The sequence below is a fragment of the Epibacterium sp. MM17-32 genome (genome assembly GCF_022348205.1).
Taxonomy (GTDB): Bacteria; Pseudomonadota; Alphaproteobacteria; order Rhodobacterales; family Rhodobacteraceae; genus Epibacterium.
Window position 1 is genome coordinate 19,341 of sequence record NZ_JAKRFC010000011.1, and the last position, 13,337, is coordinate 32,677.

16 protein-coding genes are annotated in these 13,337 nt (G+C 64.9%); 10 read left to right on the forward strand and 6 right to left on the reverse strand.

Annotation, left to right across the window (positions count from 1 at the left end; all coding sequences use genetic code 11):
* Window positions 1-44 precede the first annotated feature (44 nt).
* Complete coding sequence (locus MHM88_RS16485; RefSeq protein ID WP_239367586.1) at window positions 45-1,232, forward strand: cytochrome P450; 1,188 nt, start codon at window positions 45-47, stop codon at window positions 1,230-1,232.
* Window positions 1,233-1,415: 183 nt separating this feature from the next.
* On the opposite strand, the gene MHM88_RS16490 is transcribed toward MHM88_RS16485, so the two are convergent.
* A complete protein-coding gene (locus MHM88_RS16490) occupies window positions 1,416-2,327 on the reverse strand; it encodes a LysR substrate-binding domain-containing protein (protein WP_239367588.1) in 912 nt (303 codons plus the stop codon).
* A 205-nt stretch (window positions 2,328-2,532) separates the two neighbouring features.
* On the opposite strand from MHM88_RS16490, the gene MHM88_RS16495 reads away from it, so the two are divergent.
* Window positions 2,533-2,706 carry a hypothetical protein gene (locus MHM88_RS16495; protein ID WP_239367590.1) on the forward strand — a complete coding sequence of 58 codons (174 nt, stop codon included), beginning with the start codon at window positions 2,533-2,535 and terminating at the stop codon, window positions 2,704-2,706.
* A 105-nt stretch (window positions 2,707-2,811) separates the two neighbouring features.
* Here the strand turns inward: MHM88_RS16495 and MHM88_RS16500 are convergent, their stop codons facing one another.
* Window positions 2,812-3,291, reverse strand: a complete 480-nt coding sequence (locus tag MHM88_RS16500) for an Lrp/AsnC family transcriptional regulator (protein ID WP_239323417.1) — start codon at window positions 3,289-3,291, stop codon at window positions 2,812-2,814.
* A gap of 209 nt (window positions 3,292-3,500) precedes the next feature.
* On the opposite strand from MHM88_RS16500, the gene cobA reads away from it, so the two are divergent.
* The 6 genes from cobA (at window position 3,501) to MHM88_RS16530 (ending at window position 8,442) form a co-directional block, all read left to right on the forward strand.
* Window positions 3,501-4,262, forward strand: a complete 762-nt coding sequence (cobA, locus tag MHM88_RS16505) for a uroporphyrinogen-III C-methyltransferase (protein WP_239367748.1) — start codon at window positions 3,501-3,503, stop codon at window positions 4,260-4,262.
* Window positions 4,262-4,570, forward strand: coding sequence for a DUF2849 domain-containing protein (locus MHM88_RS16510; protein WP_239367592.1), 309 nt, complete (start codon window positions 4,262-4,264; stop codon window positions 4,568-4,570). The genes cobA and MHM88_RS16510 overlap by 1 nt, the downstream gene beginning before the upstream one ends.
* Window positions 4,563-6,230: a nitrite/sulfite reductase gene (locus MHM88_RS16515; protein WP_239367594.1), complete on the forward strand. Its 1,668-nt coding sequence runs from the start codon at window positions 4,563-4,565 to the stop codon at window positions 6,228-6,230. The genes MHM88_RS16510 and MHM88_RS16515 overlap by 8 nt, the downstream gene beginning before the upstream one ends.
* 3 nt (window positions 6,231-6,233) lie before the next feature.
* Window positions 6,234-6,995: a phosphoadenylyl-sulfate reductase gene (locus MHM88_RS16520; RefSeq protein WP_239323414.1), complete on the forward strand. Its 762-nt coding sequence runs from the start codon at window positions 6,234-6,236 to the stop codon at window positions 6,993-6,995.
* 5 nt (window positions 6,996-7,000) lie between these two features.
* The gene (locus tag MHM88_RS16525) at window positions 7,001-7,405 is read left to right on the forward strand and encodes a DUF934 domain-containing protein (protein WP_239323413.1); all 405 of its coding nucleotides are present in this window, start codon (window positions 7,001-7,003) and stop codon (window positions 7,403-7,405) included.
* 155 nt (window positions 7,406-7,560) lie between these two features.
* Entirely contained in the window at window positions 7,561-8,442 is an 882-nt protein-coding gene (locus MHM88_RS16530) for a ferredoxin--NADP reductase (protein ID WP_239323519.1), read from the forward strand.
* Window positions 8,443-8,679: 237 nt separating this feature from the next.
* On the opposite strand, the gene MHM88_RS16535 is transcribed toward MHM88_RS16530, so the two are convergent.
* Entirely contained in the window at window positions 8,680-9,621 is a 942-nt protein-coding gene (locus tag MHM88_RS16535) for a hypothetical protein (RefSeq protein ID WP_239367596.1), read from the reverse strand.
* A gap of 250 nt (window positions 9,622-9,871) precedes the next feature.
* Here MHM88_RS16535 and infC point away from each other — a divergent pair, with 250 nt between their 5' ends.
* Complete coding sequence (gene infC, locus MHM88_RS16540) at window positions 9,872-10,420, forward strand: translation initiation factor IF-3 (RefSeq protein ID WP_239323517.1); 549 nt, start codon at window positions 9,872-9,874, stop codon at window positions 10,418-10,420.
* A gap of 153 nt (window positions 10,421-10,573) precedes the next feature.
* Here the strand turns inward: infC and map are convergent, their stop codons facing one another.
* Together map and MHM88_RS16550 are read right to left on the reverse strand one after the other, a co-directional pair.
* Complete coding sequence (gene map, locus MHM88_RS16545; protein ID WP_239367598.1) at window positions 10,574-11,356, reverse strand: type I methionyl aminopeptidase; 783 nt, start codon at window positions 11,354-11,356, stop codon at window positions 10,574-10,576.
* A gap of 1 nt (window position 11,357) precedes the next feature.
* The gene (locus MHM88_RS16550) at window positions 11,358-11,564 is read right to left on the reverse strand and encodes a ParD-like family protein (RefSeq protein WP_239367600.1); all 207 of its coding nucleotides are present in this window, start codon (window positions 11,562-11,564) and stop codon (window positions 11,358-11,360) included.
* 173 nt (window positions 11,565-11,737) lie between these two features.
* Here MHM88_RS16550 and MHM88_RS23185 point away from each other — a divergent pair, with 173 nt between their 5' ends.
* Entirely contained in the window at window positions 11,738-12,376 is a 639-nt protein-coding gene (locus tag MHM88_RS23185) for a methyl-accepting chemotaxis protein (RefSeq protein ID WP_305037632.1), read from the forward strand.
* Between the two features lie 88 nt (window positions 12,377-12,464).
* On the opposite strand, the gene MHM88_RS16560 is transcribed toward MHM88_RS23185, so the two are convergent.
* Window positions 12,465-13,253, reverse strand: coding sequence for a xanthine dehydrogenase family protein subunit M (locus tag MHM88_RS16560; RefSeq protein WP_239367602.1), 789 nt, complete (start codon window positions 13,251-13,253; stop codon window positions 12,465-12,467).
* Window positions 13,254-13,337: the final 84 nt, after the last annotated feature.

The window sequence follows — 13,337 nt, forward strand, 5'->3', positions numbered from 1 at the left end:
GCCCCCCTTGCCAAGGCCAGAGACCTCGGCAAAAACCCATAGCCATGAAAACACTGATCCAATCCCCGACCGAGCCGGCGTTTGTCCAGGACCCCTACCCGTTTTACGACGCCGCGCGCGCGGCCGGGAAGCTCGGGTACTGGCAGGACTATAAAATGGTGGCGGCCTTTAGCCATGACGCGGTGCATATGCTGCTGCGCGACCGCCGCTTTGGCCGCGAAATCCCCGCCGAGATGGCCACCGAGGGCCCGGCCCATCTGGCGCCCTTCTTGCAGGTGGAAGCACATTCTCTGCTGGATGCGGAACCGCCCCGGCACACACGCCTGCGCAAACTGGTGCTGCGCGCCTTTACCAGCCGCGAGATCAAGGCGCTGGCACCGGGGCTGGAGACGCTGTGCCATGATCTGATCGACGCCTTTCCCAAAGATGCGCCCTTTGATCTGCTGACCGCCTATTGCACCCAAGTGCCGGTGATCGCGATCTGCCGCCTGCTCGGCGTGCCGGAAGACATGGCCCCGAAGCTCTTGGACTGGTCGCACAAGATGGTGGCGATGTATCAGGCCTCCAAGACCATCGAGACCGAACATTCCGCCGCCACGGCGAGCGAAGAGTTCATCGCCTTTCTCACCGATTATGTGGACGAGCGCCGCAAGACACCGGGCGATGATCTGATCACCCGCCTCATTCAGGCCGAAGAAGATGGCGAGAGCCTCTCCACCGACGAACTGATCGGCACCTGCATCCTGCTGCTCAATGCCGGGCACGAGGCGACGGTGCATTCGCTCGGCAACGGGGTGAAGACAATGCTGGAACAGGGCTGGTCGCCGGAGTGGCTGGCCCCCGAGGGCATCACGGGGCTGGTGGAGGAGATCCTGCGCTATGATCCGCCGCTGCATATGTTCACCCGCTACGCCTACGAGGAGATCGAGATGCTCGGCCATACCTTCCAGCGCGGTGATTTGGTGGCGCTGATGCTGGCGGCGGCCAACCGCGACCCGGAGGCGCTGGCGCGCGCAGATCAGTTTGACCCGACACGGCCGCCCAAGGTGAACAAGAGCTTTGGCGGCGGGCTGCATTTCTGTGTTGGCGCGCCGCTGGCGCGGTTGGAGATGGAAATTGCCCTACCGATCCTGTTTGCGCGCTGCCCGGAGCTGGCGCTGGCGGAACAGCCTGTCTATTCCAACACCTATCACTTCCACGGGCTGACCCGCCTGTGGGTGACGCGCAGCTGAGGACAAACCCGGCCGGGGGCGCTCCCGCCCGCGCGGCGGGGATCACAGATCCCCTTGCGCCGTTGGGCCCGGCGCCGCTGACGCGGCGCGGCGCGTCTCTTTCACCTTTTGTCAAATACCTCGGGGGGGAGGCGCGAACGCCCCGAGGGGGCAGCGCCCCCCACCTTCGCAGCCTGCGTCCCGTCACTGCGGCAGCGCCGAAAGCGCCGCCGCGCAGGGCCCCGCCATCAGCCAGTCGCGAAAGGCCACCACCTTGGGATCGTGCCATTTCTCCGCCTCGCCAACCAGCGCATAGGCGCCATCCGGGGTGCCGCAGGTCATCTCCGGGAAGGGCAGCACCAGATCGCCGCGCGCCAGCTCCTCGGCACAGAGGACCAGATCCGCCATCACCACACCGGCCCCGATCACCGCCGCGCGCGTGGCCATGTCGAGGTTGGGAAACACCTCGCCGGCGGTGGCGTCGACCTGCGCGACGCCGAAGTGCTGCACCCAGGTGGGCCAGTCGCTGCGCCGCGGGCTTTCGTGCAGCAGCCGTTGCTGCGCCAGCGCCGCGGGTCCCTTCGCCGCCAGGTCCGGCAGCAGCGCCGGCGCGCAGGCCGGTGACAGCACCATTTCAAACAGCGGCAGCACCTGGAGCGATGCCGACCGGCCAGGGCGGTTCTGCAAGGAGATGCCAAGGTCGTACTCGGCGGCCTCGAACCCCTTGGTGCTGTAGAAGTCGGTGGTCAGCCGCAGCTTGATCTCCGGATGGGCCGCCCGGAACGTCTCCAGCTGCGGCAGCAGCCAGCGGATCGACAGGGTTGGCGGGCAGATCACCCGCAGCTCAGAGGCATCGGAGGCGATCTGTTCGACCTGCCGCTGCATCATCTGGAACGCCTCGGTCAGCACCGGATGGAGCCGCCGCCCGGCGGTGGTCAGCTCCACCCCGCGGGCATGTCGGTGAAACAGCGCCACCCCGAGGTGATCCTCCAGGATCTTGACCTGACGGCTGATGGCACCGCGGGTCACGAACAGCTCCTCGGCCGCCTGGATGAACCCCTGATGGCGGGCGGCGGCCTCGAAGGCGCGCAGGGCATTCAACGGCGGCAGGCGCATGACGCTCCCTCATGGATCAGTTTTTCTGATCCAATCATGGAATTTAACTGATTTGCGCGCAAGCCCCCAGACACCGTATTCCCATTGCACCGACACCGAGAGGAAGGGGATTGAGACCATGACCACAGCATTGAACACCCAGGCAGCACTGGGCAGGCGCTCCGGGGTCCGCAGTCTTCTTCGCCGGATTCGCGAAAGATTTGGCGTGAGAAAATCTGCGCCGGTTGTCAGGGTTCCGGAACAGGATCTGCGCAGGCTGGCGGAAACCTCGCCGCATCTGCTCGCCGACATTGGCGTACACCCTGCCACCAGCGGCACGGATCAGCAGCCGTGGCGGCTGGAGGACGGGCGGCAACTGGTGCTGCGCTCGCCCCTCTAGGGTCGCGGCACGGCGCCGCCCACGGCGGCGCGCGGGCGTGCCTCCGTCACGCGGCGGTCAGAGTTTGCTGCGATACACAGGTTGGCGCTGCGGATCGCCGCCGGGTCACTCCACCCGGATCTGCTCCAGCGGCAAATGGGTGGTGGATTTGATCTCCTCCATCGACAGGAGCGCGGTGACATTGTGCACCCGCACCTCGGAGATCAGCGCCTGATAGAATTTGTCGTAGGCGCGCGCGTTGCGGACCCGAACCTTGAGAATATAGTCGATGTCACCGGCAAGCCGATGCGCCTCCTGCACCTCGGGGCGTTCGCGCAGCGCCTTGAGGAACGCGGCCTGCCAGTCGGCCTCGTGCTCCGAAGTCCGGATCAGCACGAAGAAACAGGCCTCGAACCCCAGCGCCTCGGCATCGAGGATCATGGTCTGATTGCCCACCACCCCGGCCTCGCGCAGCTTGCGGATACGATTCCACACCGGCGTCTTGGAACTGCCCACCTGCTTGGCGATTTCGTCCAGGGATTGCCCCGCATCGCGTTGCAGTTCCGCCAGAATTTTCCGATCCGTGGCGTCGATCCGCACTGTCATTCCAAAATTCTCCAAACCTGAGGACATCCGGACTTCCTGCCCGGAGGGCTGCGGACGCATGTCCTTATTTCCCGGCGCATATAGCGTCCAGACGGGAATATTTCCTATATCTAATCCCAAGTCAAACACCACGGACGGACCCGCCAATGCCACGCGACACCAGCCATATCCCCGCCGACCTGCCCGCCCTTCCGGGACCGCAGGGCGTGATGTGCCCGGGCGTGGTGGCCTTTGCCGGCTCCGGCCCCGGAGACCCGGACCTTCTGACGCTCAAGGTGCTGAAGGCGCTGCGCACGGCGGATGTGATCCTCTACGACCGTCTGGTCAGCGCCGAGATCATGGCGCTGGCCCATGACGGGGCCATTCTCGAAGACGTCGGCAAGGAGGGCTTCGGCCCCTCGATGGCGCAGGAAGAGATCTGCGCGCGGCTGGTGCATCATGCCAAGCGCGGGCGCAGCGTGCTGCGGCTGAAATCGGGCGATCCGACGATCTTTGGCCGCCTCGACGAGGAGCTTTCCGCCTGCGAGGCCGCCGATGTGGACACGCAGATCCTGCCCGGCATCACTGCCGCCTCTGCCGCCGTGGCCGCGATCGGCCAGAGCCTGACCCAGCGCGGGCGCAATTCCTCGGTGCGGTTCCTCACCGGTCACGACATGAAGGGTTTTGCCGATCACGACTGGGCGCAGCTTGCCCGTCCGGGCGAGGTGGCTGCCGTCTATATGGGCAAGAAATCCGCCCGGTTCGTGCAGGGACGCATGCTGATGCATGGCGCTGACCCGGCGACGCCCGTGACCGTGGTGGAGAACGCCTCTCGTGACAGCCAGCGCGTGCTGGCCACCACCCTCGACCGGCTGCCCGCCGATCTGGCCGCCGCCGCCTTTGACGGCCCGGCCCTCACCTTCCTCGGGCTGGCGCCGCGCGCAGCTGCCGCCACCGCCGCCCGCACCGATATTCAGATGGAGCTTGCCTGATGGCCCGTGCATTTACCCCCAAAGTCGTCACCGCCAACGACCTGCTCGAAGGCGATGTGATCTATCTCACCGCCGCGGGCGGCTGGACCCGCGTCCTGGAAGAGGCCGAGCTGATCGTCGACGAGGCGGAGGCGCAGCTGCGCCTGCTGGAGGCGCAGAGCCAGCCGCAGGTCGCGGTGGGCGCCTATCTCGCCGATGCCCAGGCCGGGGAGACCGGTCCTGAACCCACCCACTTCCGCGAGGAGTTCCGCCGCACCGGACCCTCGAACTACCGCCACGGCAAACAGGAGGCCGCAGCCAATGTATAAGTACAACGACTTCGACCACGCCTTTCTCGCCGAGCGCAACCGTCAGTTCCGCGCCCAGGTCGAGCGTCGCATCGACGGCGCGCTGACCGAAGACGAGTTCAAGCCGCTGCGCCTGATGAACGGGCTCTACCTGCAACTGCATGCCTATATGCTGCGGGTGGCGATCCCCTATGGCACGCTCAATCCCGATCAGATGCGCGCGCTGGCGCTGCTGGCCGAGAAATGGGACAAGGGCTATGGCCATTTCACCACCCGTCAGAACATCCAGTACAACTGGCCGAAGCTGAAGGACGTGCCGGACATGCTGGACGCGCTGGCGGAGGTGAACCTGCACGCCATCCAGACCTCGGGCAACACCATCCGCAACGTGACCGCGGACCATTTCGCCGGTGCAGCCGCCGACGAGATCGAAGATCCGCGCCCGATCGCCGAGCTGATCCGGCAGTGGTCCACCGACCATCCGGAATTCCAGTTCATGGGCCGCAAGTTCAAGATCGCCGTCTCTGGCGCCGCCAATGACCGTGCGGTGCTGAAGGCGCATGACCTGGCGGTGAAGATCGTTCGCAATGACGCGGGCGAGCTTGGCTATCAGGTGCTGGTGGGTGGTGGCCTTGGCCGTACCCCGATGATCGGCAAGGTGCTGAACGACTTTGTCGCTGCCGATGACCTGCTGCCCTATATCGAGAGCGTGATCTCGGTCTGGAACCAGTACGGGCGCCGCGACAACAAATACAAGGCCCGCATCAAGATCACCGTGCATGAAATGGGTCTGGAGAAGATCCGCGAGCTGACCGACGCGCGGTTTGAACAGGTGCGCCCGACTTTTGGCGGTGCCGATCAGGCGCTGTTCCAGGACATCAAGCGCCACTTTGCCGCGCCGGAGTTCCGCAGCGGCAGCACCGAGGCCTTTGACGCCGCCTACGACTCCGACCCGGTGTTCCGCGCCTGGGCCGATACCAACCTGGCCGCGCACAAGGCGCCCGGGCATGCGATCGTGACCATCTCGATCAAGAAACACGGGGCGACCCCGGGTGATGCGACCGCCGCGCAGATGCGCGAGATGGCCGATATTGCCGAAGAGTTCGCCTATGGCGAGCTGCGCATCAGCCACGAGCAGAACGTGATCCTGCCGCATGTGCACAAGAACGACCTGCCGGCGATCCACGCGCGTCTGAGGGCCGCCGATCTGGCCACCGCCAACATCGGGCTGATCTCGGACATCATCGCCTGCCCCGGCATGGATTACTGCGCGCTGGCCACCGCCCGCTCGATCCCGGTCGCGCAGGAGATCGCCACCCGGTTCGAGGATCTGAAGATGGAGCACGATGTGGGCCATCTGCAGATCAAGATCTCCGGCTGCATCAACGCCTGCGGTCACCACCACGTCGGCCATATCGGCATCCTTGGCCTGGATCGCGCAGGGGTCGAGAACTACCAGATCACCCTCGGCGGTGACGCGACCGAAACGGCAGCGATCGGCACCCGCACCGGGCCCGGCTTTGCCTATGACGAGATCGTCCCCGCGGTGGAGCGCATCGTGGAGACCTATCTGGAGCAGCGCGAGAGTGCGGAGGAGGAATTCCTCCAGACCTATCGCCGCGTTGGCATGGAGCCCTTCAAGGCGGCGCTCTACCCGGCGGCAGACAAAAAGGTGGCCTGAGCCATGACCCGCATAGACCAGGAAATACAGGGACAGCCCGCTGCCTCGCGCAGCGCGGTGGCCCTGGCCGAACAGGTGGCGGCGCTCAATGCGCGGTTCAAGCACCATTCGGCGACCTCCGTGATGGAGGGGGCGCTTCGCGATGCCGGCAATATCGCGCTGGTCTCGTCTTTCGGCGCGGAGTCGGTGGTGCTGCTGCACATGGCCGCCATCATCGACCCGATGGTGCCGGTGCTGTTTGTCGATACCGAACTGCTGTTCACCGAAACGCTGGTCTACCAGCAGGAGGTGAGCGAGCGTCTGGGGCTGCGGAACGTGCATGTCATCAAGGCCGATGACATCGCCGACAAGGACCCCTATGGCGCGCTGCGGTTTTCCGACACCGATGCCTGCTGCGCCCTGCGCAAGACCATCCCGCTTCAAAAGGCGCTGGCGGGCTATGACGGCTGGATCACCGGCCGCAAGCGGTTCCAGTCCGGCACCCGCGCCGCGCTTGATTTCTTTGAGGTCGAGGACGGAACGGGGCGGATGAAGATCAACCCGCTGGCCCATTGGGCGCCCGAGGATGTGCGCGCCTATATGGATGAAAACCGCCTGCCCCGGCACCCGCTGGTGGCCAAGGGCTATCCGTCGATCGGCTGTGCCCCCTGCACCAGCCCGGTGGCCGAAGGCGAAGACCCCCGCGCCGGCCGCTGGCGCAACCAGAACAAGGAAGAATGCGGCATCCACGTGGTGGATGGCAAATTCGTCCGTACAGGAGCTTGAGTGACATGAGCGTTATCGTGACCGATACGGGCTTTGCCCATGATGACTGGACCGGCGGCTTTGAGGGCGAGCATGTGCTCGACCTGGCCTCCGACACCGATGCGGCCGCGCTGGCCGGGCAGCTGGACGGCGTGGAGATGATCCGCGTTGATTTCCCCTCTTTTGCCGACGGGCGCGGTTTCACCATTGCGCGCATGCTGCGCCTGATGGGATACGAGGGGCGTCTGCGGGCCAAGGGGCATGTGATCTCGGATCAATATGCCATGGCACGCCGGGTGGGGTTCGACGAGGTGGAAATCTCCGACGACCTGGCCACCCGCCAGCCAGAGGACCAGTGGCAGTTCCGCGCCAATTGGCAAAGCCACAACTATCAGGCCCGCCTGCGCGCGCATTCGAACGCCGCGCGCTAAGCCAGCCCCAAGACCCCGCCGTCAGGCCGCCCCTGCCCGGCCCCGCATCTGCGATGCCGGGCCGGATCTGCGCAAGATTGCCGCAGGAGGGGTTCCCCTGACCTGGATCAATGCTTAATCAGAGGTGCCAGCCTATCCCCGCTGGCAGAGACATGATGAACGAGATTGCCGCCGTGACCGAGACTGTGAGTGAGCCTGTGACCGAAGCCGCCGCGCCTGCAAAGGCCAAACCGACCCTGCCCGACGCCCAGACCGTGACAGAGGTCAAGCACTGGACCGACCGGCTGTTTTCCTTCCGCTGCACGCGGCCTGCGTCCCTGCGGTTCCGCTCGGGCGAGTTCGTGATGATCGGTCTGATGGGCGATCCGGACCCAAAGACCGGCAAGCAGAAACCGCTGTTGCGCGCCTATTCCATCGCGTCCCCAAGCTGGGACGAGGAAATGGAGTTCTACTCCATCAAGGTGCAGGACGGCCCGCTGACCTCCAAGCTCCAGCACATCAAGGTCGGCGACGAGATCATCCTGCGCCCGAAACCCGTCGGCACCCTGGTGCATGACGCGCTGGTCCCCGGCAAGCGGATCTGGTTCTTTGCCACCGGCACCGGCTTTGCGCCTTTTGCCTCGCTGCTGCGCGAGCCGGAAACCTACGAGAAATTCGACGAGGTCATCATCACCCACACCTGCCGCGAGGCCGGTGAGCTGACTTATGGCCGCGAGTTGATCGAGAGCCTCAAGGACGACGAGCTTCTGAACGAGGTGATCGGTGAGGGTTTCTGGAAGAAGATCAAATACTACCCTACCACCACCCGCGAAGAGAGCGCCAAGATGGGCCGCATCACCGACCTGATGCGCTCGGGCGAGGCGTTTGAGGATCTGGGCGTGCCGCCGCTGAACCCGGAAAGCGACCGCGCGATGATCTGCGGCAACCTGGCGTTCAACCTGGAACTGAAGGACCTGTTTGAAAACACCTATGGTCTGGAAGAAGGCGCCAATTCCAAGCCCGCACATTTCGTGGTGGAAAAAGCCTTCCTCGACTGAGCCCTCGGGCACATCACATCAAACAGAAACACTGCGGATCTCGTCAGCGAGGTCCGCATTTTTCATTCCGACAGCGTGACCTCGAGACCGCGATAGAAGGCCTCCCGTGCGTGAACCTCTGCCAGGGCTTGTGACCGCAGCGCTCCAGCAGAATTATTTGCGCATCGGGACGCGCAACAAAAAGGGCGACGCTGATGCGCCGCCCCTGTCTGATGTCTGGCGTTTGCCGCGGGGGCGTTAGAGCCCGAGCGCAGTGCGGGCCTGCTCCAGCGCCGCTTTCAGCAAATCGGGGTTGTCGCGCGCCTGGGTGATCGCGGATTTCACCGCGGTCTTTTTCAGCGGGTCCAGTTGCGAGCCGTCGATCAGCTCGATCACCCGGTCATAGTCAAAACCCTCGGGCGTGAGCAGCGTGGCCGGGCTGTCCGCCGCCACATCGGCGTCGGTGCCGGCGTCGGCTTCGGTTGTGGTCTCCGTCGAAGACTCAGTCGAGGTCTCGGTGGTGACATCGGTGTCCGCGGCGGCGGCGTCTGCCTCAGCCTCTGCCGCTGCCTCGGTATCGGCCCCCGCGCCGGCCTCGGCCTGCTCTGCCACGGTGCTCTCGTCCGGCAGCGCATCGCCCACATCCTGCGTCAGGCTGTCCTGAACCTCCTGCGCTGCGGTCTCGGCGGCCTCCTGAGCGCCCTCGGCAAGATCAGCCGCGCCTTCGGTCACGCTGTCGACCGCCTCGCTTGCGGTCTCTGCCACGGCGGCAGCGGTGTCCTCGGCGGCGTCCACGGCCTCGGCGGCCTGCTCCTGCGCGGCGTCGGCTGCGGCGCTGGCGCCTTCACCAAGGTCGGCGGCCGCCTCGGAGGCGGCGTCGGCAGCATCCGAGACCGCGTCAGCGGCCTGATCGGCCAGTTCTTCGGCGGCGTCCTCCGCCGCGGCAACGCCATCCTCGACCTGCTGTTGCAGATCCTCGGCGGTGGCTTCGGCCTCGGCTGCGGCCTCTGCGGCCGCCTCGGCGGCGGTGTCGGTCTCGGCTTCGGTCTCAGCCGCGGTTTCGGTGTCCGCCGGGGCGACTTCGTTTGCCACCTCTGCCGGGGCCTCCGTGGCAAGCGGTTCCTCGGATTGGTTCAGATACCAGAACGCCCCTGCGACGACCACGACGCCGACAGCGGCGCCCACTCCTGCGATTTTCATGGCATAGTCCTTCCATGCTGACGTCCCGACGCGGGACGGATTGCGCATGTTCATGTGCGTCTTAGGCGTCGACAACAAGGGGGAAGTGGTAAATACTGCTCCCCTCGGCCATGCTCCGCCGCCGGGGGGCGCGCTCTATCGTGAAAACTCCCCTCAATGATGAAAAGCACCGTGTTTCCGGCTTGCAAGACCGCCGGACACCGATTAAATTCCCGGCTCAAATTTCTGCAATTATCAAAGGATAGAACCCATAGCTCGCAGACCTCATAACGCGCCGCCGACCCGTGATACCGGCCCGCGCGTCAACGACAAAATCCGCGCTCCCGAAATCCGCCTGATCGGTGCAGATGGCGATAACGTCGGTGTTGTGCATCCCGCCAAGGCCATGCAGATGGCCGAAGAGGCCGGTCTGGACCTGGTGGAGATCTCGCCCAACGCCAATCCGCCGGTCTGCAAGATCATGGACTACGGCAAGTTCAAGTATGAACAGCAGAAACGCGAAAGCGAAGCGCGCAAGAAGCAGAAGATCATCGAGGTCAAAGAGGTCAAGTTCCGTCCCAACACGGACACCCACGACTATGACGTGAAGATGCGCAACGTGGTCAAGTTTCTGGAAAACGGCGACAAGGTGAAGGTCACCCTGCGTTTCCGTGGCCGCGAGATGGCGCACCAGAACCTGGGCCGCGAGCTGCTGCAACGGGTGGCCGAGGACATCAAGGAACTCGGCAAGGTCGAAAACATGCCGAAGATGGAAGGCCGTCAGATGATCATGATGATCGGCCCGCTTCCGAGCAAGTAACGCCCTTATGGCGATCCGGCGCGGGGTCTCCCTGCGCCCGCGACCTCCCCGCACCTGGTGCCGGGAGGTTTTTTTATACCGCGCCGCCGCCCGCCCAGCGCCACGGGCCGCGTTGCCGGGGCTGTTCAGGCGGGGCTGTTTGCGGGGCTGAGGTCACGCGCGGAGCGGCTGTCCTGCGGGCCGCTCGCCCCGGCGCAACGTCAGAACCTCGACCCCGGCATCGGTCACCGCCACCGTATGTTCGAACTGCGCCGACAACCGGCGGTCCCGTGTGACGATGGTCCAGCCGTCCGGCTCCGTTTCCACCCGGCGACTGCCGAGGTTCACCATCGGCTCCACGGTAAAGACCATGCCCGCGCGTAGCCGTTCGCCGGTGCCGGGGCGGCCGAAGTTCAGCACCTGTGGCGCCTCGTGCATCTGCCGTCCGATCCCGTGACCGCAATACTCCCGCACCACCGAGCAGGCGTGTCTGCGCGCATACCGCTCGATCGCATGGCCGACGTCCCCCATCCGCCCCCCGGGGCGCACCTGGGCAATGCCCTGCCACATCGCACCATAGGCGATGCGGACCAGCCGCCGGGCGGCGCCGGACACATTGCCCACCAGGTACGTCTTGCTGGAATCGGCGATATAGCCGTTCTTTTCCAGGGTGATATCCAGGTTGATGATGTCGCCGTCGGTGATCACCTCCGACGCGCTCGGCACCCCGTGACAGACCACATGGTTGCGAGAGCAGTTCAGCACATACTCAAACCCGTATTGACCCTTGCTCGCCGGGCGGGCCTGAAGCTCCTGCTCGATAAAGCGTTCGACGCGATCGTTGATCTCCAGCGTGCTGCGCCCCAGCAAGGGCATCTGGTCCAGCATGTCAAACACCGAGGCAAGTAGACGCCCGGACTGCCGCATCAAGGTCAGCTCCTGAGGCGACTTGACCATGTCACGCGGCCGTCTCGTCCGACGGCGCCACCGCGGCGGCCTGCAATTGCTGGTGCAGGATCTCGCTGAAGGTCAGGGTCGGGTTGGCCTCCGCCAGCATGCCGATCTTCATCCAGAACTCCGCCTGGGCATTGATCGAGCGGCACATGACACCGCTGGCACGCCGGATATCTTCGTGCAGATCGTCCCCGATTTTGACAAGTCCCACTTTACGCTCCATTGGTGATTCGAATATGAAATATATACGTTTTATATATCATCGCAATCCCCCGCCCTCGTCCGGCGGCACGCGCAAATCTGTCGTGAAATTCTTGCATTCATTAGCGGAGCCTTAATCTAACCCGGCGTAGCATTGCCGCAGTTTAACCAGGGACGGGCCATATGACTCTCACCGATATTCAAAGCGACGCCGTGATGGCGATCGGCCCGTGTCGCATCGCAGCACTGTCGCTCGTCGCCCTGTTGCATCAGGACACAAAGGTCAGCGGCGACCCGGAGAGCGAGCGCGCGCTGACCCTCTCGGCAAAGCGGATCGCGACCGCCCATCAGATGCTGTCGGAGGATCTGGTCACCCGTTTGCAGGACAGCAGCTATGAACTGCCCGAACATCTGGAGGAGCGCCGTGTCGCCTGCCTCGATGTGCTGGAACCGCTCCATGCGGTGACCACCGGTGGCGGCGCCTCGATGATGGAGCGGATCCGTGCCCTCCCCCAGGTGGAGGAACTCTGCCTGCACCGGCTGGAGCCCGCCATCTCCGGTTTCCTCGACGCGCTGGTGGAGCAGCTGAGCGCGGCACAACGCAGCCGGGACGCGCAGCGCTCCGGCGACATGCTCGACGCGATCAAGAATGCCGAGGCCGTGGGCCGCAACATTCGCCTGATCGCCTTCAACGCCTCGATCGAGGCGGCGCGGATCGGCGATCAGGGCAAGGGGTTTGCCGTGATCGCAACCGAGATCCGCGGTCTGGCGGATCACACCCAGACGCTGCTGACCGACATCGCCGGCTTCCTGCGCACCTGATCGACACGTGGCGCGACGCTGCAAAAAAGCGCCCTGTCATCGACAGAGCGCTTTTCCTGCGTTCGACCCGTTTTCCAAAACCAGGCTGTCAGCCTGCGGCGGCGACCGCCCGTTTGGTCATCACGCCGACCAGATGCGCGCGATAGGCCTTGGTGCCGTGGATATCGCCGATCATACCGTCCTCCGCGACGCTGAGGCCGGTGATCGCATCCGCGCTGAAATTGGCCGACAGCGCCGCTTCGGCCTCGGTCCAGCGGAACACGCCCTCCTCTGACGCGCCGGTGACCGCCACCCGCACACCATCCGCAAATTTGGCGACAAAGACGCCAACCATGGCAAAGCGCGACGCCGGTTGCAGGAACTTCTGATAGTTCGCCGCTTCGGGCACCGGAAAGCGCACCTCGGTGATGATCTCACCCTCCTCAAGCGCGGTGGTGAACATGCCCTGGAAATAGTCATCCGCCGCAATCTCGCGGGCATTGGTCACGATGGTTGCGCCCGACGCCAGCGCCGCCGCCGGATAGCAGGCAGCCGGGTCGTTGTTGGCCAAAGATCCACCGATGGTGCCCCGGTTGCGCACCGCCGGATCACCGATCTGCCCCGCAAGCGCGGCCAGCGCCGGATAGGCGTCCGCGCCCGCTGCCACGTCGGCATGGGTCGTCCCGCCACCGATCGCCAGCTTGCCATCGTCGGTCTGGCAAACCCCCTTGATCTCGGCAATGCCGCCCAGGCTCACCAGGGTCGTGGGCATCGCCAGACGTTGCTTCAGCGTCGGGATCAGGGTCTGCCCGCCGCCCAGCGCCTGCGCATCCTCTTCGCTCAGCGCCTGTACCGCATCAGCGACGCTCGATGGTCGCGCGAATTCAAACTCATACATCGCTCATCCTTTCCGAAAGATCCCCGGCCGGGGCTTTCATCTTTTTCAAAATACCTCGGGGAGCGCGAGGGGCAGCGCCCCTCG

Bases quoted from the DNA above. Each gene is read 5' to 3' on its own strand.
- MHM88_RS16515 (WP_239367594.1), top strand. From the start codon at position 4,563: ATGTATAAGTACAACGACTTCGACCACGCCTTTCTCGCCGAGCGCAAC.
- MHM88_RS16485 (WP_239367586.1), top strand. From the start codon at position 45: ATGAAAACACTGATCCAATCCCCGACCGAGCCGGCGTTTGTCCAGGAC.
- MHM88_RS23185 (WP_305037632.1), top strand. From the start codon at position 11,738: ATGACTCTCACCGATATTCAAAGCGACGCCGTGATGGCGATCGGCCCG.
- MHM88_RS16560 (WP_239367602.1), bottom strand. From the start codon at position 13,253: ATGTATGAGTTTGAATTCGCGCGACCATCGAGCGTCGCTGATGCGGTA.
- MHM88_RS16535 (WP_239367596.1), bottom strand. From the start codon at position 9,621: ATGAAAATCGCAGGAGTGGGCGCCGCTGTCGGCGTCGTGGTCGTCGCA.
- map (WP_239367598.1), bottom strand. From the start codon at position 11,356: ATGGTCAAGTCGCCTCAGGAGCTGACCTTGATGCGGCAGTCCGGGCGT.
- MHM88_RS16490 (WP_239367588.1), bottom strand. From the start codon at position 2,327: ATGCGCCTGCCGCCGTTGAATGCCCTGCGCGCCTTCGAGGCCGCCGCC.
- MHM88_RS16530 (WP_239323519.1), top strand. From the start codon at position 7,561: ATGAACGAGATTGCCGCCGTGACCGAGACTGTGAGTGAGCCTGTGACC.
- cobA (WP_239367748.1), top strand. From the start codon at position 3,501: ATGTGCCCGGGCGTGGTGGCCTTTGCCGGCTCCGGCCCCGGAGACCCG.
- MHM88_RS16525 (WP_239323413.1), top strand. From the start codon at position 7,001: ATGAGCGTTATCGTGACCGATACGGGCTTTGCCCATGATGACTGGACC.
- MHM88_RS16510 (WP_239367592.1), top strand. From the start codon at position 4,262: ATGGCCCGTGCATTTACCCCCAAAGTCGTCACCGCCAACGACCTGCTC.
- MHM88_RS16520 (WP_239323414.1), top strand. From the start codon at position 6,234: ATGACCCGCATAGACCAGGAAATACAGGGACAGCCCGCTGCCTCGCGC.
- MHM88_RS16500 (WP_239323417.1), bottom strand. From the start codon at position 3,291: ATGACAGTGCGGATCGACGCCACGGATCGGAAAATTCTGGCGGAACTG.